The 20848-nt window shown below is 73.1% G+C and carries 16 protein-coding genes; 13 read left to right on the forward strand and 3 right to left on the reverse strand.

What is annotated here, in order from left to right:
- Positions 1 to 13: 13 nt before the first annotated feature.
- The 3 genes from EDF64_RS11540 to EDF64_RS11550 are packed head-to-tail and all read left to right on the forward strand — an operon-like array spanning position 14 to position 2586.
- Positions 14 to 652 (forward strand): hypothetical protein, encoded by a 639-nt coding sequence (locus EDF64_RS11540; RefSeq protein ID WP_133520129.1) that lies wholly within the window; start codon positions 14 to 16, stop codon positions 650 to 652.
- Positions 653 to 668: 16 nt separating this feature from the next.
- Positions 669 to 1217, forward strand: a complete 549-nt coding sequence (locus EDF64_RS11545) for a dihydrofolate reductase family protein (RefSeq protein ID WP_133520130.1) — start codon at positions 669 to 671, stop codon at positions 1215 to 1217.
- Positions 1218 to 1251: 34 nt separating this feature from the next.
- Positions 1252 to 2586 (forward strand): NAD(P)/FAD-dependent oxidoreductase, encoded by a 1335-nt coding sequence (locus EDF64_RS11550; protein WP_243736363.1) that lies wholly within the window; start codon positions 1252 to 1254, stop codon positions 2584 to 2586.
- Between the two features lie 201 nt (positions 2587 to 2787).
- Here the strand turns inward: EDF64_RS11550 and EDF64_RS11555 are convergent, their stop codons facing one another.
- Positions 2788 to 3696, reverse strand: a complete 909-nt coding sequence (locus EDF64_RS11555) for an SDR family oxidoreductase (protein ID WP_133520131.1) — start codon at positions 3694 to 3696, stop codon at positions 2788 to 2790.
- A 94-nt stretch (positions 3697 to 3790) separates the two neighbouring features.
- Here EDF64_RS11555 and EDF64_RS11560 point away from each other — a divergent pair, with 94 nt between their 5' ends.
- The 3 genes from EDF64_RS11560 (at position 3791) to EDF64_RS11570 (ending at position 7047) form a co-directional block, all read left to right on the forward strand.
- Positions 3791 to 4363, forward strand: coding sequence for a TetR/AcrR family transcriptional regulator (locus tag EDF64_RS11560; protein ID WP_133520132.1), 573 nt, complete (start codon positions 3791 to 3793; stop codon positions 4361 to 4363).
- A 92-nt stretch (positions 4364 to 4455) separates the two neighbouring features.
- Entirely contained in the window at positions 4456 to 5667 is a 1212-nt protein-coding gene (locus EDF64_RS11565) for an acyltransferase family protein (RefSeq protein WP_166645702.1), read from the forward strand.
- A 189-nt stretch (positions 5668 to 5856) separates the two neighbouring features.
- Positions 5857 to 7047 carry an FAD-dependent oxidoreductase gene (locus EDF64_RS11570; RefSeq protein WP_133520134.1) on the forward strand — a complete coding sequence of 397 codons (1191 nt, stop codon included), beginning with the start codon at positions 5857 to 5859 and terminating at the stop codon, positions 7045 to 7047.
- 60 nt (positions 7048 to 7107) lie between these two features.
- Here EDF64_RS11570 and EDF64_RS11575 read toward each other — a convergent pair whose 3' ends face one another.
- Positions 7108 to 7977 carry a UbiA family prenyltransferase gene (locus tag EDF64_RS11575; protein WP_166645703.1) on the reverse strand — a complete coding sequence of 290 codons (870 nt, stop codon included), beginning with the start codon at positions 7975 to 7977 and terminating at the stop codon, positions 7108 to 7110.
- Positions 7974 to 8897: a DMT family transporter gene (locus tag EDF64_RS11580; RefSeq protein WP_133520135.1), complete on the reverse strand. Its 924-nt coding sequence runs from the start codon at positions 8895 to 8897 to the stop codon at positions 7974 to 7976. Before EDF64_RS11580 ends, EDF64_RS11575 begins: the two co-directional genes overlap by 4 nt.
- 70 nt (positions 8898 to 8967) lie before the next feature.
- Between EDF64_RS11580 and EDF64_RS11585 the strand changes: the two genes are divergently transcribed.
- From EDF64_RS11585 to EDF64_RS11615, 7 genes are all read left to right on the forward strand, one after another.
- A complete protein-coding gene (locus EDF64_RS11585) occupies positions 8968 to 9816 on the forward strand; it encodes a LysR family transcriptional regulator (protein WP_133520136.1) in 849 nt (282 codons plus the stop codon).
- A gap of 54 nt (positions 9817 to 9870) precedes the next feature.
- Positions 9871 to 11070 (forward strand): sensor histidine kinase, encoded by a 1200-nt coding sequence (locus tag EDF64_RS11590; RefSeq protein ID WP_243736364.1) that lies wholly within the window; start codon positions 9871 to 9873, stop codon positions 11068 to 11070.
- Positions 11058 to 11729, forward strand: coding sequence for a response regulator transcription factor (locus tag EDF64_RS11595; protein ID WP_133520137.1), 672 nt, complete (start codon positions 11058 to 11060; stop codon positions 11727 to 11729). The genes EDF64_RS11590 and EDF64_RS11595 overlap by 13 nt, the downstream gene beginning before the upstream one ends.
- Positions 11730 to 11843: 114 nt before the next feature.
- Complete coding sequence (locus tag EDF64_RS11600; RefSeq protein ID WP_133520138.1) at positions 11844 to 12680, forward strand: fructosamine kinase family protein; 837 nt, start codon at positions 11844 to 11846, stop codon at positions 12678 to 12680.
- Positions 12681 to 12791: 111 nt separating this feature from the next.
- A complete protein-coding gene (locus EDF64_RS11605) occupies positions 12792 to 13061 on the forward strand; it encodes a hypothetical protein (protein WP_133520139.1) in 270 nt (89 codons plus the stop codon).
- A gap of 204 nt (positions 13062 to 13265) precedes the next feature.
- Positions 13266 to 18821 carry a glutamate synthase-related protein gene (locus EDF64_RS11610; protein ID WP_133520140.1) on the forward strand — a complete coding sequence of 1852 codons (5556 nt, stop codon included), beginning with the start codon at positions 13266 to 13268 and terminating at the stop codon, positions 18819 to 18821.
- On the forward strand, positions 18818 to 20620 hold the full coding sequence (locus EDF64_RS11615; RefSeq protein ID WP_133520141.1) for a sulfite reductase subunit alpha: 1803 nt from the start codon (positions 18818 to 18820) through the stop codon (positions 20618 to 20620). Before EDF64_RS11610 ends, EDF64_RS11615 begins: the two co-directional genes overlap by 4 nt.
- Positions 20621 to 20848: the final 228 nt, after the last annotated feature.

Genomic DNA, 20848 nt, shown 5'->3' on the forward strand with positions numbered 1-20848 from the left:
TGCACTCGTCCGCATGACCGACGACACCCCCACGACGCCCGCCGACCGCCCGACCGACGCCACGCCGACCGGGTGGGGAGCGGCACCGGCGCCCGCCTCGAGCTCCACGTCCACCTCGACGTTCGACGCTCCCGCCCCGGCCCCGAGTGCCCCGAGCGACTGGCAGCAGGGCGCGTCGCAGCCGGGTGGTCCGCACCAGAGCGGTCCGCACCAGGGCGACCGGCAGCACGCCGGCTGGCAGCAGGCCGGCTGGCAGCAAGGCGCCTGGCAGCAGGGCGGCCCGAACGGCCCGACGCCCTGGTACGGCACGGCCGCCACGGCGCAGCGGAAGGGACCGAAGCCGCCGTGGTTCTGGCCGATCGTGGCGGTGGCCGTCGGGCTCGCCGCGCTGCTCGTCGGCGGGGGCGTCGGGTTCGCCGTCGGGCACGCGATCGGCGGCGCCGGCCACTCGACCACGCAGGTGCCCGGCACGAACGGGGGCACGGACCAGTTGCCCGGCGGTGGCACCGGTCGGTTCCCCGGCAACGGCACCCAGGACGGGACCGGATCCGGGAGCGGGACCCAGAACGGCAGCGGCACCGGCACCGGCACCGGCACCCAGGGCAGCACCGGGACCGGATCCGACACCAGCGGTTCCTCTGCGAACAGCTGAGCGCTACGCTCCCGACATGCGCAAGGTCACCGCAGGACTGTTCGCCTCCGTCGACGGCGTCGTGCAGGACCCGTACACGTTCCAGTACGACTCCTTCGACGACGAGCTCGGGGCCGGGATGGGCGCGTTCATGGCCCGCACCGACACCGTCCTGCTCGGCAGGAACAGCTACCTCGAGTGGGCCGAGTGGTGGCCCGCCCACCCCGAGGACGGCTTCGGCCAGTGGATCAACCCGATCGAGAAGTACGTCGCGTCGACCACGCTCGGCGACGACCTGGCGTGGGAGAACAGCACGCGGATCCCGGGTGACCTCGACGAGTTCGTCCGAGACCTCAAGCAGCGCGACGGCGCCGACATCGCGGTCTGCGGGAGCGTCACCGTCGTCCGGCACCTGCTCTTCGCCGGCCTGCTCGACGAACTCCAGCTCATGGTGCACCCGGCGATCGCCGGTGCCGGCCGCAAGCTCTTCGAGCCGACCGACCCGCCCACGCGCCTGCGGTTGGTCGACAGCACCGTGACGAGCAAGGGGAACGTCCTGAGCACCTACGCGCCGCTGGGGGCGTGAACAGGGCACTGGCGAACCGCGCGTACCCTCTGAGGTGACCATCTCACCACCCGAGGAAGCCGGAATCAGCATGACCCAGGACCCCCGCCCGCACGTCGTCATCGTCGGCGGTGGATTCGCCGGTGTCGCCGCGATGCGCGAACTCGCCGACGCTCCGGTCCGGGTGACCCTGGTCGACCGCCACGTCTACAACATGTTCCAACCGCTCATGTACCAGGTGGCGACCGGTGGCCTGAACGCCGGGGACGTGACGTACTTCCTCCGCAGCCTCCGTGCGAAGCAGGACAACGCCGAGTTCCGGCACGGCCTGCTCACCGGCGTCCGGCCCGACGAGCGCATCGCCGAGATGTCCGACGGCGAGCACCTGCACTACGACTGGCTCATCCTGGCGAACGGGGTGAACACGAGCTACTTCGGCACCCCCGGCGCGTACGAGTACGCGTACTCGATGTACTCCCGCTCGCAGGCCCTCCGCATCCGCGACGAGCTGTTCACCCGGCTCGAGGAAGCCGCGGCGAACCAGGGCCCCGACGAGATCAAGATCGTCATCGTCGGCGGCGGTGCGACGGGCGTGGAGATGGCCGGTGCGCTCGCCGAACTCCGCGACCAGGCCCTCGTCGGCGCGTACCCGGAGATCGAGCGGGGCAACATCTCGATCACCCTGGTGCACCGCAGCGGTGAGCTCCTCAAGCCGTTCGCGCCGCGCCTCCGCCGGTACGCGGCGAAGATCCTGCGGAAGCGCGGGGTCGTGCTGCGCCTGAACACCGGCGTCTCCGAGGTCAAGCGCGACGGCGTGATGACGGCCGAGGGCGAGTTCATCCCGGCGTCGCAGGTCATCTGGGCGACCGGTGTCGCCGCCCACAAGGAGGTCTCGGGCTGGGGCCTGCCGCAGACCCACGGCGGGCGCATCCAGGTGAACGACGACCTCAGCGTGAAGGGCGTCGAGCGCATCTTCTCCGCCGGCGACATCGCCGCGCAGGACGACGCCCTCGCCCAGCTCGCACAGCCGGCACTGCAGGGCGGACGGCACTGCGCACGGCAGATCGTGCGGCGCATCGAGGACAAGCCGACCGAGCACTTCAAGTACTTCGACAAGGGCACGATGGCGACCATCGGCACGAACGCCGCGGTCGCGCAGCTCCGGGGCGGCATCACGCTCGTCGGGCCGATCGCGTGGGCGGCCTGGGTGGCGGTGCACATCGCGTCGCTGCTCGGCAACGGCAACCGGCTGTCGACCCTGTCGCACTTCTTCGTCCGCTACCTGTGGTTCATGCGGAAGCGCTCGATCCCGATCGTGGGTGACGTCCGGCCGGTGCGCCCGAACGGGGACCGCGAGCCGGAGCCGTGGCAGATGCAGAAGGCGGAGTAGGCGCGGGCGCGCGGGCGCTTGCGGGCTGGCGCCGCGCGCGGGCTGGGGCGGCGCGGGCCGGCGCCGCGCGCGGACCGACCCGATGCGACGAGGTCGACGTCGTGCGACAGCGGCTTCGTCGCTCCGCGCGCAGCGCGACATCCCGCGCGCGCAACGAACGACAGGGCCGACGTCGTACGACATCGGCCCTGTCGTTCCGGGTCAACGCCGCGCGGCGACCTCGAAGTAGGCACCGGCCGCGATGTCCTCGAGCAGCCCCGGGCCGATGGGCTCCCAGCGGAGGAGCTCTCGCGTCGCGTCCGACGTCGCGGACATCTCCATGCCGAAGAACTGCCCGATGAACCCGAAGTGGGACACCGCGTCGGCCGGGTCGACCGAGGTCACGGGCAGCCCGAGCCCTTCGCCGATGGCCTCGGCGATCGCCCGGGTGGGGATCGCGGTCTCGGCGACGGCGTGCAGCTTCGTGCCAGCGGGTGCCTGCTCGAGTCCGAGGCGGACGAGTCGCGCGGCGTCGGTGACGTGCGCGGCGGCCCAGCTGTTCGTCCCCTCGCCGACGTAGCCGGACACGCCGGTGCGCTGCGCGGCGCCGACGATCGCGGCGATGAACCCGTGGTCGCCCGTGCCGTGGGTGGTCGGGCTGAAGCGGGCGGCGATGGTCCGGACGCCCTGGTCGACGAAGTCGAAGCCGCGGTTCTCGCTGCCGCCGCGCATGCTCTCGGGGCCGACGAACGGGTTGGGGTCCGACTCGGTCGAGGGGCGGCCCTGTGCGAGTCCGGCGACACCCGACGCGACGACGAACGGCCGGTCGGTGCCGACGAGCGCCTGGCCGATCGTCTCGACCGCGGCGCGCTCGCTGGCGTTCGTCGCGGCGGGGTTCGCCCAGTCGTGCTTGTTGGCGAGGTGCAGGACGCCCTCGGCGTCGGTGGCCCCGCGGCGGATGGCGTCGAGGTCGTCGAGGTCGCCCCGGAGGACGGCGACGCCCTTCGCCTCGAGCGCTGCGGCGGAGGCGTCGGAGCGTGCGAGGCCGGTGACGGAGTGGCCGGCGGCGAGGAGGTCGTCGACGGTGTGGGAGCCGATCCAGCCGGAGGCCCCGGTGACGAACACGTGCATGTGTCTTCCCTTCACAGGTGTCCACGGCGTGATGTCATGAACTGACATCACTGTAGCACTCGATGTCAGCCACTGTCATCAGTAGACTGCGGACATGGCCCGATGGCAACCCGGAACCCGCGAACGTCTGCAGACGACCGCGCTGCAGCTCTTCGCGGAGCAGGGCTACGACCAGACGACCGTCGCCGGGATCGCCGCAGCAGCCGAGGTCACCGAGCGCACCTTCTTCCGGCACTTCGCGGACAAGCGCGAGGTCCTGTTCGCCGGGCAGGACGACTTCCTCGGCATGTTCACCACCCCGATCGAGGCAGCACCGGCCGACGCGGCCCCGTTCGACCTCGTCCGGCGCGCGCTCGAGGCCGCCGGTGCGTTCTTCCCGGAGGAACGCCGTCCGTGGTCGCGCACGCGTCAGGGCATCATCGACGGGAACCCGGCCCTCGGTGAGCGGGAGCTCGGCAAGCTCGCGACCCTGAAGGTCCGGCTCGGCGAGGTCCTGCGCGACCGCGGCGTGCCCGAGCCGGCCGCGACGATCGCCGCCGAGACCGCCGTGACCGTGTTCCACCTGTCGTTCGCCCAGTGGATCGCCGACGACGAGGACCGGCCGTTCGCCGCCATCGCCGACGAGCGACTCGACGCCCTGACGAGCCTGGTGCACCCCGGTCGTTGAGACACCTCTTACCTTCCGCGCGCATCATGTAACGATCCGGTCACGACCTGACGGTCCGTGGCTCCATCGACCAGATCTCGCAGGAGGCGTCCGTGGCGACCACCACGCTCTCGCCGGAGCGGACCCGTCCGACATCCGCGCCGAACGACACCGCCCGCCGGGCCGGCCGCTCGACACCGCCGCCGCCGCTGACCCACCGCGCTCCGGCGCTCGACGGCCTCCGCACGGTGGCGATCCTGATCGTGATCCTGTACCACCTGCACGTGCCGCAGTTCGAGGGCGGCTTCATCGGCGTCACGGTGTTCTTCGTCCTGTCCGGGTTCCTCATCTCGACGCTGCTGCTCGGCGAGCGCCGACGCACCGGTCGCATCCGGCTCGGGTCGTTCTGGACGAAGCGGCTCCTCCGCCTCTACCCGGCCCTGCTGGCGTTGGTGGTCGTCGGGCTCGCGCTCTGGAACTGGGTCGGCGACTACAAGGGCGCGTCGTTCTCCCCCGGTGAGGCCGCGTTCATCGCCCTGAGCTACACCGGCAACCTCTTCCGCTCCTACTGGGACACCACCCAGGGGGTCTTCGCGCACACGTGGAGCCTGTCCATGGAGGAGCAGTTCTACCTCGTCTGGCCGCCGGTCCTCGTGCTGCTGTTCGCCCTGCGCGCCCGCCGGCACTGGCTGATGACCGGCCTCGGCGTGGTCATCGTCGGAGCGGCTGCAGCATCGTGGCTGAGCTACCGCACCCCGAACGCCGGCGCCACCCCGGACGTCTACTTCTCGCCCGTGCTCGGTGTCGTGCCACTGGCGACCGGGTGCCTGCTCGCCCTGCTCCTGGACGACGAGCGGATCCGGACCTGGGCGTCCGGGATCGCCGGACACGCCGGCACCTGGGTCGGCCTCGCGTTCCTGGTCGGTGTGCAGTTCTGGATCGACGACGACTGGACGCAGCACGCGTGGTCCTTCGGCGTGGTGCTCCCCGTCACCGGGCTCATCTCGGCGCTGCTCATCGGCGGGCTGGCGTCCGTCCGGTCGCCCGTCTCGGTCGCACTCGCGTGGACCCCGATGTCCTGGTTCGGCCGGCGCGTGTCCTACTCGGCGTACCTCTGGCACCCACTCGTGATCGCCCTGCTCGGGACGTACGCGATCGGGCCGTGGGGGAACGTCTGGCTCATCGCGGTCGCGCTGCTGGTGGCCGTCGGTGCCGCGTACGCCGTCGAAGTCCCGGTGGAGAAGGCACGGAGGCGGCTGCGCGAGGCGCGCCGTCTGGTCGCGGCAGACCGGTCAGGGCGCGTGACGGCGGACGCCGCCAGCTGACGGACTGGAGGCGCGTGGCGGCCCCGCACCGCGCCTCCAGTCCGTCGGTCGGGGGAGCACCAACCGTCGGGTGTGCGCGGGCGACCCGCCGATTCCTGCTCCCTCGACGAGACGCCCGCACAGCACGCCGAACCGAGAGCCCCCGCCGCCCTGGGTGAGCGCGTCACCCCCTCGCCGTAGGCTCGCACCGTGACCACGGAGCGCGTCGACGTCCTCGTCGTCGGCGGCGGCCCCGTCGGCCTCTTCACGGCCGCGCTCCTCGCCGCCCGCGGCGTGCGGGTCGCCGTGTGGGAGCGTCGCGCCGTACCCCCGGTCGGATCCCGGGCGATCGGCATCCACCCGCCGTCACTCGACGCCTTCGCCACGATCGGCCTCGACGGTCCGGTGCTCGCCGAGGCCACCAAGGTGCACACCGGCGTCGCCCGGAGCCGCGGCCGGAAGCTCGGCACGCTCACCTTCGACCGCGCTTCGGGCACGCACCCGTACGTGGTGACGCTCGACCAGCACCGCACCGAGACGCTCCTGCGGGACCGTCTCGACGTGCTCGCCCCGACGGCGCTCCGCACCGGGACGACCCTGACCGGGCTCAGCCGGCACCGCGACCACGTCGACGCGACGGGCACCGGGCCGGAGGGCACCGCGGTGTCCGTCCGGGCCGCGTTCGTCGTCGGGGCGGACGGTGCCCGGAGCGTCGTTCGCGACCTCCTCGATATCGGCACCTCCGGACGCGACTACCCGGACCGCTACGTGATGGGCGACTTCGCCGACCCGGAGTCCCCGTCTGCCCGGTCCGCCGCACTCGTCGACGTCGGCCCGGACGGTGTGGTCGAGTCGTTCCCGCTCCCCCACGGGCGGCGTCGCTACGTCGTGCTGGTCCCCGACGACGACGCCTTCGCCGCCGCCGGCACGAGCGCCGGCGAACCGGATGCCGGGGTCGCGGTCCGGCTCGCGGCGCTCGTCGCCGAACGGACCGGTGCCGCACCCGACCCCGCGAGCTGCTCGATGACGAGCGGCTTCCGGGTCCGCCGCCGAGCGGCCGACCGCGTGGGCATCGGACGGGTCGTCCTCACCGGGGACGCCGCCCACGAGATCAGCCCGATCGGAGGGCAGGGCATGAACCTCGGGTGGCTCGACGCCGCCGAGCTCGCGCCGCTCCTCGCCGACGCGGTCGCCTCGGGTTCGTCCGGACCGTGGCCCGACTACGCGCGACGCCGGCAGGCCTCCGCCGCTCGGGCGGCCAGGCAGGCCGAGTTGAACATGGCGCTCGGCCGCCCGCTGGGTGCGCTGGGCGCCGTCGGCCGGGAGGCGCTGCTCCGGACCGCCCTGTCCCTCCCGACCGCGCACGGCCTGGCCCGGCTGTACGCGATGCGCTGGTCCTGACGGGTCGCGGCGACACACGCGCGGGCACGCGGCGCGGCGATGCGGGCGTGCGTCCGGCGGTCAGGCCACGAGTCGCGCGCCGGCCAGCCCGAGTTCGACGACCAGCACGAGCGACGACGCGATCACCAACCGGAACAGGGTCCGCGAGGCGCGCCCCACGACCACCAGCCGGATCCCGACCGCCGCGAGGACGACCACCACGAGGGTGCCGACCACTGCCAGCACGACCCCGACGCCGCGCACCGGGTCGTCACCGAGGACCTGCCCGCCAAGCACCAGCAGCGCCGCGACCACGAGCGAGCCGAAGGCCGTGACACCAGCACCCCGGAGCCCGAGCCGGTGCGGGAAGCCGCGGACGCCCGTCGCCGCGTCGTCCACCAGGTCGGGCAGCACGTTCGTGCAGTGGATCGCCACCCCGAACACCGCGCCCGTCGCCACCGCCCACCACGCGGGCCAGGGCGCGTCGGGCCCGGCGGACACCGCCACCACCGGCAGCAGACCGAACGCGACGACGAACGGCACGACGGACCACACCGTCCGCTTGAGCCCGGCGTCGTAGGCCCACCCCGCGGCGACGAGCACGAGGTGCGCGACCGCAGCCACCGGCCCGAGGAGGAGCGACAGCACGACGGCGACCCCGGCGGTCACGAACGCCGCGGTCCGGACCGTGCCGACGGCGACGAGGCCCTGCGCGACGGGCTTGTCCGAGCGTCCCACGGCCCGGTCGCGGTCGGCATCGATCCAGTCGTTCGCGAGCCCGATGGACAGCTGTCCGGCGACCACCGTCAGCGCCACGAGGACGACGAGCCAGGCCGGGTGCCCGACCGCCGCGGCGATCACCGCGGCGAGCACGGTCACGGTCAGGGTCGGCCCCGGGTGCGACGACGCCACCAGGAGACTCGGCAGGGAGCGTCGCGGACGAGGGGTCACCGGGCCAGCGTACGGGCGGCCTCTCCGACGGGTCGCAGACGACGACGGGTGAGGACGCCGGAGGCCAGCGCGATCCCGACCAGCACCACGAGTCCACCGACCGGCTCGTTCCACCGCACCCGCTCGCCGAGCACCAGCACGCCGAGCGCGACCCCGACGACCGGCGTCAGGTAGGTGACGGTCGACGCGCGCCCCGCGCCCCACGCCTGCACGAGGCGGGTGTTCCACGCGTAGGCCAGCCCCGTGCCGACGCAACCGAGTGCGACCATCGCGGCCACGATCCTCCAGTCCAGCTGCACCGGGCCGGTGGCGATCGCGGGCGCGACCAGCAGGAGCAGCCCCGATGCGAGCGTGAGCTGCACCGTCGCGAGGGTCACCGGGTCGTACGAACTGGTCACGGCGACGCGTCGGAGGTACGCCAGCCCGATCCCGTAGCACGCGGTCATCCCGAGGAGCGCGATCTGCCCCGGGATGCTCGCCAGGACCGCCGGGTCGCCGATGACGTCCCACGGTCCGACCAGGACGAGCACGCCGACGATGCCGAGCACGATCCCGACCACCTGCCGGCCGCGGAGCTTCTCGGACGGCACGAGCACCGCGAGCGCCGCCATCGTCATGATCGGCGTCGTCGCGTTGTAGATGCTCGCGAGCCCGGACGGCACGGTCTGCTCGGCCCACGCCATGAGCGACGACGGCACGGCGTTGAGGAACACGGACACGACGAGCAGGTGCGCCCACACCTTCGGTTCACGGGGCCAGCGACGACGGGTCGCGAGCAGGATCAGCACGAGCGTGACCGCCCCGAGCACGGTGCGGACGGTCGCGACCTGCTGCGGCGCGAGGCCGTCGAGCCCGATCTTCGCGAACAGGAAGCTCGAGCCCCAGGTGAGTGCGACGAGGAGGTAGAGGACCGCGTTCATGTGGCTTAGTGTCGACACCCACAGCGCATGCGGCAAACGCATGCGGTTCATGCCGACATGAGGACGACGCATGACCGTCTCGGTCCCCCAGCTCCGCGCCTTCGTCGCGACGGTCGACGCCGGGTCGTTCACGGGCGCCGCCGCCTCGCTCGGGGTCGGCCAGTCCGCGGTCTCGCACGCCGTCGCCGGACTCGAGCGCGAGGTCGGTGGCTCCGTGGTCCGTCGTGGCGGCGCCGCCGCCACGACCCCGCTCGGCGACCGACTGCTCGCCCACGCCCGCAGCGTGCTCGCCTCCGTCGATGCCCTGGAGGCAGTGGTCCGGCCCGCCACGGCCCGCGGCACCGTGCGCCTCGCCGCCGTCCCCACCGTCTGCCAGGGCCTGCTGCCGCGGCTCCGCGAGCTCTGGGCGGTGACGCTGCCGGACGTCGACGTGCAGGTCTACGAGGGTGACGACGACGAGATGCCCGAGTGGCTCGAGGCCGGCACGGTCGACGCCGCCGTGCTGGTGGACCCGACCCCGGTCCCCGACGGCGGCGTGGTCGTCGCGCAGGACGAGATGGCCGCCGTCGTCCGCCGCGACCACCCCCTCGCGGACCTGCCCGCGCTGACCCTCGACGACCTGCACGAGGACGGCCTGGTCGCCGGCGGCGGTGGCTGCGAGTACCAGATCCAGAAGCTGCACGAGCTCGACGGGCAGCCTTTCCGCTACGCCCACCGGGTGCGCGAGATGAGCACGATGTTCGGGATGATCGAGCGGGGCGAGGGCGTCTCCATCGTGCCGACGCTCGGGCGCGTGATGCTGCCGCCGGACCTCGTCATGGTGCCGATGGCGCGACGGCTCGAACGGACGCTGGTGCTGAGCGGACCGTCCTCGCGGGCGTGGCACCCGCTCGCCCGGGCACTGGTCGACGCGGTCTGACGTGTCCGACCTTCGGTTGATCCGCCGGGGTCCGCCGCTCCCTAGGCTCGGAGCATGACCACGACCGCACTGCCCGACGTCTCCCGGGGGCGCCGGGTGTGGGCGGAGTCGTGGCGGATGGCCGTCGCCGTCCTGACCGGCCTCGTCACCGCCGCGCTGGTCTGGCCGACGATGGACACCCGCGGGTGGAGCGACGCGCACGTCGGGGGCCTGGTGCTCGGGGACCTCGCCGCCGGCCTGGCCGCCGTCGTCCTCCTGCCGTTCCGGCACCGCGCGCCACTGCTCGTCACGGTCGTCATCGCCGTCCTCAGCTCGGTGTCGACGCTGGCCGTGGGCGCCGCCGCGCTCGCCCTCGTGTCGCTGTCCACCCGACGTCGGGCAGTCGAGATCGCGATCGCCGGGGCCGTCATGCTCGGCGCCACCGTGCTCTACGACGTCCTCCTCGCCCCGGACCAGGACATGCCGCTGTGGCAGATCGTCGCCGTCGGGGCCGGCGGGATCGCGCTGCTCGTCGCGATCGGCATCGGGATCGGACAGCGCCGGGCGCTCCTGCTGTCGCTCCGCGAGCGGGCGGCCCTGCTCGAACGGGAGCAGCAGCTGCGCGAGGACCGCGCCCGCGAACAGGAACGCGCCCACATCGCCCGCGAGATGCACGACGTGCTCGGGCACCGCCTCTCGCTGGTCGCGCTGCACGCCGGTGCGCTGGAGTACCGGGGCCGCGGGCTCTCACCGGACGAGACGGCCGCCGCGGCGGGCGTGGTCCGGGCTGAGGCGCACTCGGCGCTCACCGACCTGCGCGACGTGCTCGGGGTCCTGCGCGACCCCGCCTCGACCGGAGGCGACGAGGTCACCGCCACCGCGCCGCCACAGCCGAGCCTGGTCGACCTGCCCGAGCTGCTCGACACGGCGCGCGCCGGCGGTGCGGTCGTCCGGGCGAGCATCGCAGCGGGTGCCTCGGCGGCACCGACGGCCGTGGGGCGCCACGCCTACCGGATCGTGCAGGAGAGCCTGACCAACGCGCGCCGGCACGCCCCGGGGCAGGTCGTCGACGTGGTGGTCGAGGTCGTCGGCGGTCCGGCGCTCCGGGTCGTGGTGTCGAACCCGCTGGCGGACGGCACCGCCCCCAAGAACACCGCCGGCCACGGCCTCCGAGGGCTCGCCGAGCGCGCCCGGCTCGTCGGTGGCACCTTCCGGGCCGGCATCGGGACCGACCGGGTGCACGTCGTCGAGGTGGTGCTGCCGTGGACCGCGTGACCGGCCGGATCCGAGTCGTCCTCGTCGACGACGACCACCTGGTGCGCGCCGGCCTCCGGCTGCTGCTCACCGGTGACGACGACGTCGAGGTGGTCGGCGAGGCCGGGGACGGGCTCGAGGCCGCGCACGTCATCGCGACGACGGAGCCCGACGTCGTGCTCATGGACATCCGCATGCCGCGGTGCGACGGACTCGTCGCGACCGAGCGGGAGGTGCGCCGTCGCCCGGACCTCGCGGTGCTGGTGCTGACGACGTTCGAGGGCGACGACATGGTCCTCGGGGCGCTGCAGGCCGGGGCGCGGGGGTTCCTGCTCAAGGACACCCCGCCGCACGAACTCGTCGAGGCGGTCCGCACGGTCGCCTCCGGACGTTCGATCCTGTCGCCGTCCGTCCTCGACCGGGTCATCGCGTTCGCCGCGCGACCGCGGCCGACGCCCGAGACCGACGGCGCCGAGGAGCGTCGACTGCTCGCGCTCCTGACCGAGCGTGAGACCGAGGTCGCGCTCGCCGTGGCGGACGGGGCGTCGAACGCGCAGATCGCGGCCGAGCTGTTCGTGGGGCTGGCGACGGTCAAGACGCACATCGGGCACGTCTACGAGAAGTTCGGGGTCGAGAACCGGGTGCAGCTCGCACTGGTGGTCCACGCCGCCCGGCGCTGAGGTCCGGGGGCGCTGAGGTCCGGGGCGCTGGGGTCCGGGGGTGGTGAGGTCCGGGGGTGGTGAGGTCCGGGGGGGGCTGAGTCGTCGGCCGGACGCGGTCGGCAGGATGGGGCCATGGCCGAGACGCACGTGAAGACCTTCACCACCCCGCACGAAGCCGCCGCCGAGGCCGCCGGACTGGCCTGGCTGGCCGCGGCGGAAGCGTCGGGCGGCACGCGGATCGCCCGTGTGCTCGACCGTCCGGCGCCGACCGTCCTCGACCTCGAGCTGATCGACGAGGGCTCCCCCACGGCGCAGCAGGCGGAGCGGTTCGGCCGGTCGCTCGCACACACCCACGCGGCCGGCGCCGACGGCTGGGGGACGCCCGCCCCGGGCTTCCCGACGGACGGGCCGCTCCGGATGGGCCGCTCGGGGACGGCGTTCGTCACCGCGGCGGAGGCACCGGCGACGTGGGGCGAGTTCTTCGCCGAGTACCGCATCCGTGACTACGTCCGCCGGATCGTCGACCGCGGCGGGCCCGACGGCGGCGCCGACCGTGGCTTCGGTCGTGACGAGGTCGCGCTGTTCGACCGGGTCGCGGACCGGGTGCAGGACGGGACGCTCGGGTCGCCGCAGCCCGCGCTCGTCCGGGATCGCCCGGCGCGACTGCACGGCGACCTCTGGGCGGGGAACGTGCTCTGGCCGGGAGACCACTCCGAGCCGACGGGGGCGGTGCTCATCGACGCGAACCCGCACGGCGGGCACGCCGAGACCGACCTGGCACTGCTGGCGCTGTTCGGGCTCCCCCGGCTCGAGACCGTGCTGGACGCCTACGACGCCGAGTCCCGGTTGGCCGACGGATGGCAGGAGCGGGTGGAGCTGCACCAGCTCGCGCCGCTGTTGCTGCACGTGTTCCTGTTCGGCGGGTCGTACCGCGGCGCCGCCGTCCGCGCCGCCCGCCGGTACGCCTGACGGAGGCCCGCCGCGCGTCCCGCCACCGCGTCCCGCGCCGTGCGCCGTGCGCCGTGCGCCCGAGTCGCCAGCGGACGGCGCATACTGGGCACACCGGACGAGGAGGCCCGCATGCCGAACGACTTCGCACGACTGCCCGGCCGACCACGACCGGAGGACCTCGTCGTCGAGGTCCCCGCGTTCGAGGACGACCGGCCGCAGCCCGAGCCCGCACCGCCCGTCGCCGCGCCGGAGCTCGTCGCGGCGACGGAGTTCGCGCGCAGCTCGCACACGCCACCGACCATCCGTCGGACCCAGATGCGCGCCGGGGCCTGGATCGCAGGTGTCCCGATCGCCGTGCTCGCGATCGTCGCCGTCATCCAGATCCTCCTCCCCCGCTGACGGCGCCGGCCGCCCCCGGCAGCGCTCCCACGCGGACCACGCGCACGGCGGCGGTGTTGCGTGCTCGGTATACCAGGCCGTAGCATCGCCTCACCGCACCACCACCCCACAGGGCCCGACTGTCACCACCGGTCTGCCCGCGGCGAGCGCTCCATCGATGCAGCCTGGCCGTCCGCTGCCGGCAACGCCCCACTGGACCCGCCCGTGAACCCCACCTCCTTCGGCCTCTACGACCCTGCCCGCGAATCGAGCGACTGCGGCGTCGGTTTCATCACCCGACTCGACGGCACGCCGAGCCACGACGTCATCCGCAAGGGCGACGAAGCACTCTGCGCGATCCCCCACCGCGGCGGCAAGTCCGCCGAGGGCGTCGGGGACGGCGCCGGCGTGAGCATCGACCTGTCGGTGGAGTTCTTCAGCGCGATCACCGGCGAGGAGTTGCGAGCGGGCCACTTCGGCGTCGCGAACTGCTTCGTCCCCTCGGGAGACGCCGACCGTGCGGACGCGATCACCGTCGTGACGGAAGCCATCGAGCAGCAGGGCTTCGAGCTCCTGCTCGTCCGCGACGTCCCCGTGGACCACTCCGTCGCCCGCCCCGAGGCCGAGCAGTACCAGCTGCCGATCGTGCAGTGGGTCTTCCGCGCGTCCGACGACTGGACGAGGGAGGACGTGGACACCGCTGCGAACCGCGCCCTGCTCGCCATCGAGGCCGTCTCGTACGGCCAGGCCGCCGCCGACCGCGCCGAGCACGCTGCGCTCTACCCGCTGTCCCTCAGCGCCCGGACCCAGATCCTCAAGGGCCGGCTCAACTCGGGCGAGGTCATCGGGTACTTCACCGACCTGCGCGACCCCCGGCACTCCGTCCGGACGCTGTACTTCCACACCCGCTTCTCGACGAACACCGAGCCGCACCCGACGATGGCGCAGCCGTTCCGCCTGATGGCGCACAACGGCGAGCTCAACACGGACCGGAAGAACCGGCTGTCCGACGAGGCCCTGGCCCGTGCCCGCACCCGGAGCATCGTCCGTCCGCCCGGGCAGTCCGACTCGAGCCGCCTCGACCAGACCCTGCAGAGCCGGGTGTTCGACGACGGGCTCGAGATCGTCGAGGCAGTGGTCTCCCTCATGCCGCCGGCGTGGGAGAACGACCGCACGCTGACCCCCGACGTGCGCGACATGCTCGAGTACTTCTCGCTCTACGAGGAGAAGAACGACGGCCCGGCCGCCGTGATCTTCAGCGACGGCGACGTCGTCGGCGCCCGCCTCGACCGCCTGGGTCTCCGCCCGCTGCGCTCGGTGCAGACCGCCGAGTACCTGATGGTGTCGTCCGAGGCCGGTCAGGTCACGTTCGACGCGGACGAGGTCGTGCACCGCGGCCGCATCGAGGCCGGCGGCATGCTCGTCGTCGACCACCGGACCGGCACGCTCATGCGCACGCGTGAGGTGCTCGAGATGCTGGCCGCGCGGAAGCCGTACGGTGCGCTGCTCGACGCCGCTCGGGTGAACCTCGACGACCTGCCCGCGCCGGAGTACCACCGCACGACGAGCACCCTCGGCTACGACGGCGACCTGTCGCTGCAGGGCCGGTACGTGGCGTACTCGCTGAACCAGGAGAGCTTCCGGTTCATGCTCGACCCGATGCTGCAGAACGGGTCCGAGCGGATCTCGGCGATGGGCTACGGCAACGCGATCAACGCCCTCAGCGACACCGAGGGCGGCATGGCGAAGTACTTCTCGCAGCGCTTCGCCCAGGTGACGAACCCGCCGCTCGACTCGATCCGCGAGGCGGACGGCATGAGCATGCGCGTCGCACTCGGTGCCAAGCCGGACGGCACGGGGACGACCGGTCGTCAGCTCGTCGTGCAGTCGCCCGTGCTCGGGCACCTCGACATGGTGCGCCTGCGCGACCAGGACATCGTGCCGCTGGAGCGCTTCGACATGCTCTACACGCCGGTGCTCGGGGACGAGCAGGCCAACGCGGACGCGATGCGCTCCGCCGTCGACGCCCTCTGCGACGCCGTCGAGCAGTTCGCGGCGACCAGCGGTGGCGTCGCCGTGGTCACCGACCGCGAGGTCTCGTCGACCCGCGCCCCGCTCCCCGTGATCCTCGCCGTGGCCGCCGTGAACCAGCGGCTCATCGAGACCGGCCTGCGGCTGCGGGTCTCCGTCGTCGCGGAGTCCGGGCAGCTGCCGTCGTCGCACCACGTCGCGACGGCGCTCGGCTTCGGCGCAGCCGCGGTGTACAGCCTGTCCGCGCGTCTGCGTGCGGAGGAGAAGTACCCCGCTGCGCCGGCACCCGCCGGCGAGCTGACCGCGACGGACCTGGCGCTCAAGCAGTTCCGGAAGGCGGCCGAGAAGGCCCTCGCGAAGACGATGGGTCGCGTCGGCCTGTGCACGGCCGAGAGCTACATCGGCGGCGAGTTCTTCGAGCCGAACTACCTCGACACCCGCGACGACCTGTTCGCCCGGGTCTTCCCGCACATGCAGGCGCCCGTCGGCGGGGTCGGCTTCGCCCGCATCGCGCAGGCGGCGACGGACTGGCACGAGCGCGCCCGCACGGTCGAGTCCGAGGGACAGGTGCCCCTGCTCGGCCTGTTCAAGGAACGCTCGGACGGCGCCGGGCACTCGTTCGGCGTCGCCAGCGTGCGCGGCTTCGGCGGCATGACCGAGGAGCGTCCGGCGTTCGAGCGCTCCGGTGACTCGGACGCACTGCGCCTGCTCACGCTCGGGCAGCTCGACGACTCATTCGGCATCACCGACGCCGCGTACCGGAACACCGGGTACGACCGGCTGAGCGACGCCGAGATCGACGCGCACCGGATCACGCCGGGCTACGTAACGTTCCTGCAGACCACCCACGACGAGCGGTCCCGTCGTCCCGCCGCGCTCCGCGACGTGCTCGCGCTCCCCGCGGACGTCACGGGCATCGACGAGGCCGAGGACTTCGCCCGCGAGCTCGGCCGCTTCGCCACCACCGGCAACGCCAGCATCACGGTGCGCGGGCTGTCCGGCTCGCGTCCGTCGGACGAGCAGGACCTGCCGGGAGGCACGGCTCGGTTCCGCCTGGAGCTCACCTCCACGGGGACCACGGGTGCACTGCGCCACGCGGCCCTCGCGGACGGGCTCGCGCTGCTGCACCCGGGCCTGGTCGACGTCGACGCCGTCGACGAGACCCAGGTGACGCTCCGCGCCACCGGTCCGGCGGTCGACCTGCTCGCCCTGCTCGAGAGCGCCCCGGCGAGCGTCGTGCTCGACGAGGTCCAGCCGGCGCACGAGATCACCCGGACCCTGGCGTCCGGCGCGATGAGCCACGGCGCCCTGGTCGCCACCGCGCACGAGGCGGTGGCGCACGGCACGAACATGGTCGGCGGCATGTCGAACAGCGGCGAGGGCGGCGAACACCACTCCCGCTACGGCACCATCCGCGGCTCGCGCATCAAGCAGTTCGCCTCGGGCCGGTTCGGCATCTGGGCGGGCTACCTCGCCGACCCGATGCTCGAGGAGCTCGAGATCAAGATCGGCCAGGGCGCGAAGCCCGGCGAGGGCGGTCAGCTGCCCGCGCCGAAGGTCACGGTGGACATCGCCGCGGCCCGTGGTGGCACGCCCGGCGTCGAGCTCATCTCGCCCCCGCCGCACCACGACACGTACTCGATCGAGGACCTCGCGCAGCTCATCCACGACTGCAAGGCCGCCCGCGTCCGGGTGATCGTGAAGCTGGTGTCCTCCGAGGGCATCGGCACCATCGCGGTCGGCGTCGCGAAGGCCGGCGCGGACGTCATCAACGTCGCGGGCAACACCGGCGGGACCGGGGCCGCGGCGGTCACGAGCCTGAAGTACGCCGGCCGCTCGGCGGAGATCGGCGTGGCCGAGGTCCACCAGGCCCTCGTCGCGAACGGCCTGCGCTCCAAGGTCACGCTCCGCTGCTCCGGCGCGCACCAGACCGGCAGCGACGTCGTCACGAGCGCCCTGCTCGGCGGCGACAGCTTCGAGTTCGGCACGACCGCGCTCATGATGCTCGGCTGCGTGATGGCGAAGAACTGCAACGTGAAGTGCCCGGCGGGCCTCACCACGAACGCCGAGGCGTTCGAGGGCGACCCGCGCGCACTCGCCCAGTACCTGCTCAACATCGCCCACGACGTCCGGCAGATCCTCGCCCGCCTCGGCCTGCGCTCCCTGCGCGAGGCCCGGGGCCGCACCGACCTGCTGCAGCTCCTCGACCACCCGGCGAGCGTCGGACGGCTCGACGTGCGTGCCCTCCTCGCGCAGGTGCCCGAGAAGGTCGTCACCGACCCGGAGTACCTGGAGAAGGACTTCCACACCGACGACGCGCTGCTCGAGCGGGTCCGCACGGCCCTGGTCGACCACGCTCAGGAGCACGTGCTCGTGCACGGCGTGCTGCTCGGCAACGCGGACAAGTCCGTCGGCGGCCAGCTCGGCATCGACCTCGAGCGGCTGCTCAACCACGAGCTCGGCGCGGACGACGTCGCCGGGCTCCCCGCCGTGACGACCGACGACCGTGGTCGTCGTCGTCTGGTGGACGGCGCCGTGACGATCCGCACGCAGGGGTCCGCGGGGCAGTCCTACGGCGTGTTCAACAACGACGGTGTCGTCCTCGAGCACACCGGCACCGCGAACGACGGCGTCGGCAAGAGCCAGAGCGGCGGCCGCATCGTCGTCCGCGCGCCCGGTGGCGGTAGCGCCGAGCAGGGCGGCAACGTCCTCGTCGGCAACTTCGCCCTGTTCGGCGCCACCGGTGGCCGGACGTTCGTCGAGGGTGAGGCGGGCGACCGCTTCGCCGTGCGCAACTCCGGGGCGACCGCGGTCGTCGAGGGCGTCGGCGACTTCGGCTGCGAGTACATGACCGGCGGCGCCGTGTTCAACCTCGGGTCGTTCGGCAAGGGCCTCGGCAACGGCATGTCCGGCGGGTTCCTGTACCAGTACGACCCGTCCGGTCAGGTCGCCGACCGCGCCAGCACGGACTCGCTCCTCGTGTTCCCCGTCACCGACACCACCCGGGGCGCCTTCCACGAGGACGCCGCACGGCTGCTCCTCGAGTGGCACCTCGAGGCGACCGGCTCCGCGCTGGCCGAACGACTGCTCGCCGAGTGGGAGACCACCCGCACGCACGTCTACGTCGGCATGCCCCGAGCGCTCCTGCTCACCCAGGACGCCGGCGAGATCCTCGCGGCGGCGACCCGGAACGAGCTGCTCGACGAGCTGGCGACCTCGATCGCGACCGACAAGCTCCGTGCGTTCAAGGTCGACTACCGCGACCAGCGCGCCGTGCTCGGTGGCCGTGCTCCGTCGCTCGGGGACCAGGGCGACGACATGTTCTCGCTGCTGTCCTCGTACACGGTGCTCGGCGTCGCGCAGGACCTCGCGCTCGAGCGCGTCCCGGGCGCCGCGGGGCCGAACGACCCGCGGGTGACCGAGGCGGTCAAGAACCTCATCCTCACCGAGGACTTCTTCGTGAAGCAGCGCGTCGTGAAGTACCTCCGCGGCACGCTGGACCGGTTCGCGGACGACGAGCTCGCGACCCTCATCGCGATCAAGCGCCTCGACGACTACAAGCGCGCGCTCACGCAGCGGAACAACCGCAGCATGGACGCGCCCGGCACCACCGGGTGGATCATGCACCAGAACGCCAAGAACGACGGCCGCGTCCGCGAGGCCCGCTTCGACGAGCTGCTCGCGAACGCGGCGCTCGAGGACATCGCCCGCCGCGCACCGCAGGCTCCGACCGAGGTGGTGTCCGCGTGAGCACCCTGCCCCCGACCGGCTCGCTGATCCCGGTCGACGCCCCGTTCTCCGCCGCGCAGGAGTCCTGGCTCGCCGGGTTCATCGCGGGCATCGCCGCAGCCGGCAAGAAGGCGTCGGTCGCCGCACCCACGACGACGATCGACGTGCTCTTCGGCACGCAGACCGGCAACGCCGAGTTCCTGGCCGACGAACTCGTCGCCGGCGCGAAGGCCCGCGGGCTCGGCGGCCGCGCGAGCGCGCTCGACGCCGTCACGCCGGAGCAGCTCGCCGAGATGTCCCACGTGCTCGTGGTCACCTCGACGTACGGCGAGGGCGAGATGCCCGACAACGCCGGCCTGTTCTGGGACGCCGTGCAGGCGAGCACCGTGCCGCGGCTCGAGGGGCTGCAGTACGCCGTCCTCGGGCTCGGCGACACCAGCTACGACGAGTTCTGCCAGGCCGGCAAGCTCCTCGACACCCGCTTCGAACAGCTCGGCGCGACGCGGGTCCACGACCGCGTGGACTGCGACGTGGACTTCGAGGACCAGGCCGCGCTCTGGACCGCCGCGGTCCTCGACCGGCTCGCGGCCGAGGCGGGCGTGCAGCCCGGTGCGGGAGCCGCCGCTGCGGGCGCCCCCGGCGCCGGACCGGCCACGACGGCCTCCGCAGCCGGCGGGGCGGGGTCGAGCCGCGCCTCCAGGCCGGGTTCCCAGTGGAACAAGCGCAACCCGTACCCGTCGGCGCTGGTCGAGAACCGGCTGCTCTCCTCGCCGCGCAGCGCGAAGGAGATCCGGCACTACGAGTTCGACCTGGGCGACTCCGGCATCGAGTACGCCGCCGGTGACGCCCTCGCGGTGGTGCCCGTCAACGACGAGGTGTTCGTCGAACAGCTGCTCGAGCAGGTCGGCGCGAACGGCGGCGAGGCGCTCGACGGACGGCCGATCGCCGAGGTCCTCCGGACCGACCGCGAGATCCGGACGCCGTCGAAGGACCTCATCGCGGACCTCGTGCAGCGCGCACCGTCGAGCGAGCTCGCGGCCGTCGTCTCGCACGGCGACAAGCACGAGCTGGACCGGTGGCTCTGGGGCCGCGACGTCCTCGACCTGCTCCGCGACGCCGGACCGGCGGCGCCCGGACTCGACGAGCTGCTGCCGAACCTCCGGCCGCTGCAGGCGCGGCAGTACTCGATCTCGTCGAGCCCGCTGGCGCACCCGGACCGCATCCACCTGACCATCGCGTCGGTCCGGTACGGCGACCCGCACCGGATGTACGCCGGCGTCGCGTCGACGTTCCTCGCCGACCGGGTCTCCCCCGACGGCACGGTCGACGTCTACCTGCAGCCGAACGCCGCGTTCGGGGTGCCGGCGGACGACAGCGCCCCGATGATCATGATCGGGCCGGGCACCGGCATCGCACCGTTCCGCGGGTTCCTGCACGAGCGTGCGGTCTCCGGTGCCACCGGCCGGAACTGGCTGTTCTTCGGCGACCAGCACCGCGACACCGACTTCGTGTACGAGGACGAACTGACCTCGCTGCAGGAGCAGGGCGTGCTCGACCGCCTCGACCTGGCGTTCTCGCGCGACCAGGCCGAGAAGGTCTACGTGCAGACCCGCATGCTCGAGCAGGGCGCGGAGCTGTACCGGTGGCTCGAGGACGGCGGGCACGTGTACGTGTGCGGCGACGCCTCGCGGATGGCGAAGGACGTCGAGTCGGCGCTGCTGTCGGTCATCGGCACGCAGCGCGGCCGCGGCGAGGACGACGCGCAGGCGTACCTGGCCGACATGCGGCGCGGGAAGCGGTACGTCCGCGACGTGTACTGACCCGCGGCGCGCGACGGAGCGCGCTGTCCGCCGCCCCGGTGCGGAACCCGAATCCACGCCGGGGCGGCGGCGAGGGAGCGTGCACGACCGGGGAGGCCCCTGATCCGGGACTCCCACGTGGATCCCCCTCGACCGCGGACGTGTCCACTCCGGTTCCCTGTTCCGGCGAGGACCGCACACGCGGTACCAGCACCGTACGTGGATGCGGCCGGTCGTGGAACCCGTTGA

This window comes from Curtobacterium flaccumfaciens, from assembly GCF_004361695.1.
In the GTDB taxonomy this organism is placed as follows: domain Bacteria; phylum Actinomycetota; class Actinomycetes; order Actinomycetales; family Microbacteriaceae; genus Curtobacterium; species Curtobacterium flaccumfaciens_B.

Excerpts from the sequence above, each read along its gene's own strand:
- EDF64_RS11540 (WP_133520129.1), top strand. The coding sequence starts at position 14 with ATGACCGACGACACCCCCACGACGCCCGCCGACCGCCCGACCGACGCC.
- EDF64_RS11545 (WP_133520130.1), top strand. The coding sequence starts at position 669 with ATGCGCAAGGTCACCGCAGGACTGTTCGCCTCCGTCGACGGCGTCGTG.
- EDF64_RS11555 (WP_133520131.1), bottom strand. The coding sequence starts at position 3,696 with ATGCACGTGTTCGTCACCGGGGCCTCCGGCTGGATCGGCTCCCACACC.
- EDF64_RS11560 (WP_133520132.1), top strand. The coding sequence starts at position 3,791 with ATGGCCCGATGGCAACCCGGAACCCGCGAACGTCTGCAGACGACCGCG.
- EDF64_RS11580 (WP_133520135.1), bottom strand. The coding sequence starts at position 8,897 with ATGAACGCGGTCCTCTACCTCCTCGTCGCACTCACCTGGGGCTCGAGC.
- EDF64_RS11585 (WP_133520136.1), top strand. The coding sequence starts at position 8,968 with ATGACCGTCTCGGTCCCCCAGCTCCGCGCCTTCGTCGCGACGGTCGAC.
- EDF64_RS11590 (WP_243736364.1), top strand. The coding sequence starts at position 9,871 with ATGACCACGACCGCACTGCCCGACGTCTCCCGGGGGCGCCGGGTGTGG.
- EDF64_RS11600 (WP_133520138.1), top strand. The coding sequence starts at position 11,844 with ATGGCCGAGACGCACGTGAAGACCTTCACCACCCCGCACGAAGCCGCC.
- EDF64_RS11605 (WP_133520139.1), top strand. The coding sequence starts at position 12,792 with ATGCCGAACGACTTCGCACGACTGCCCGGCCGACCACGACCGGAGGAC.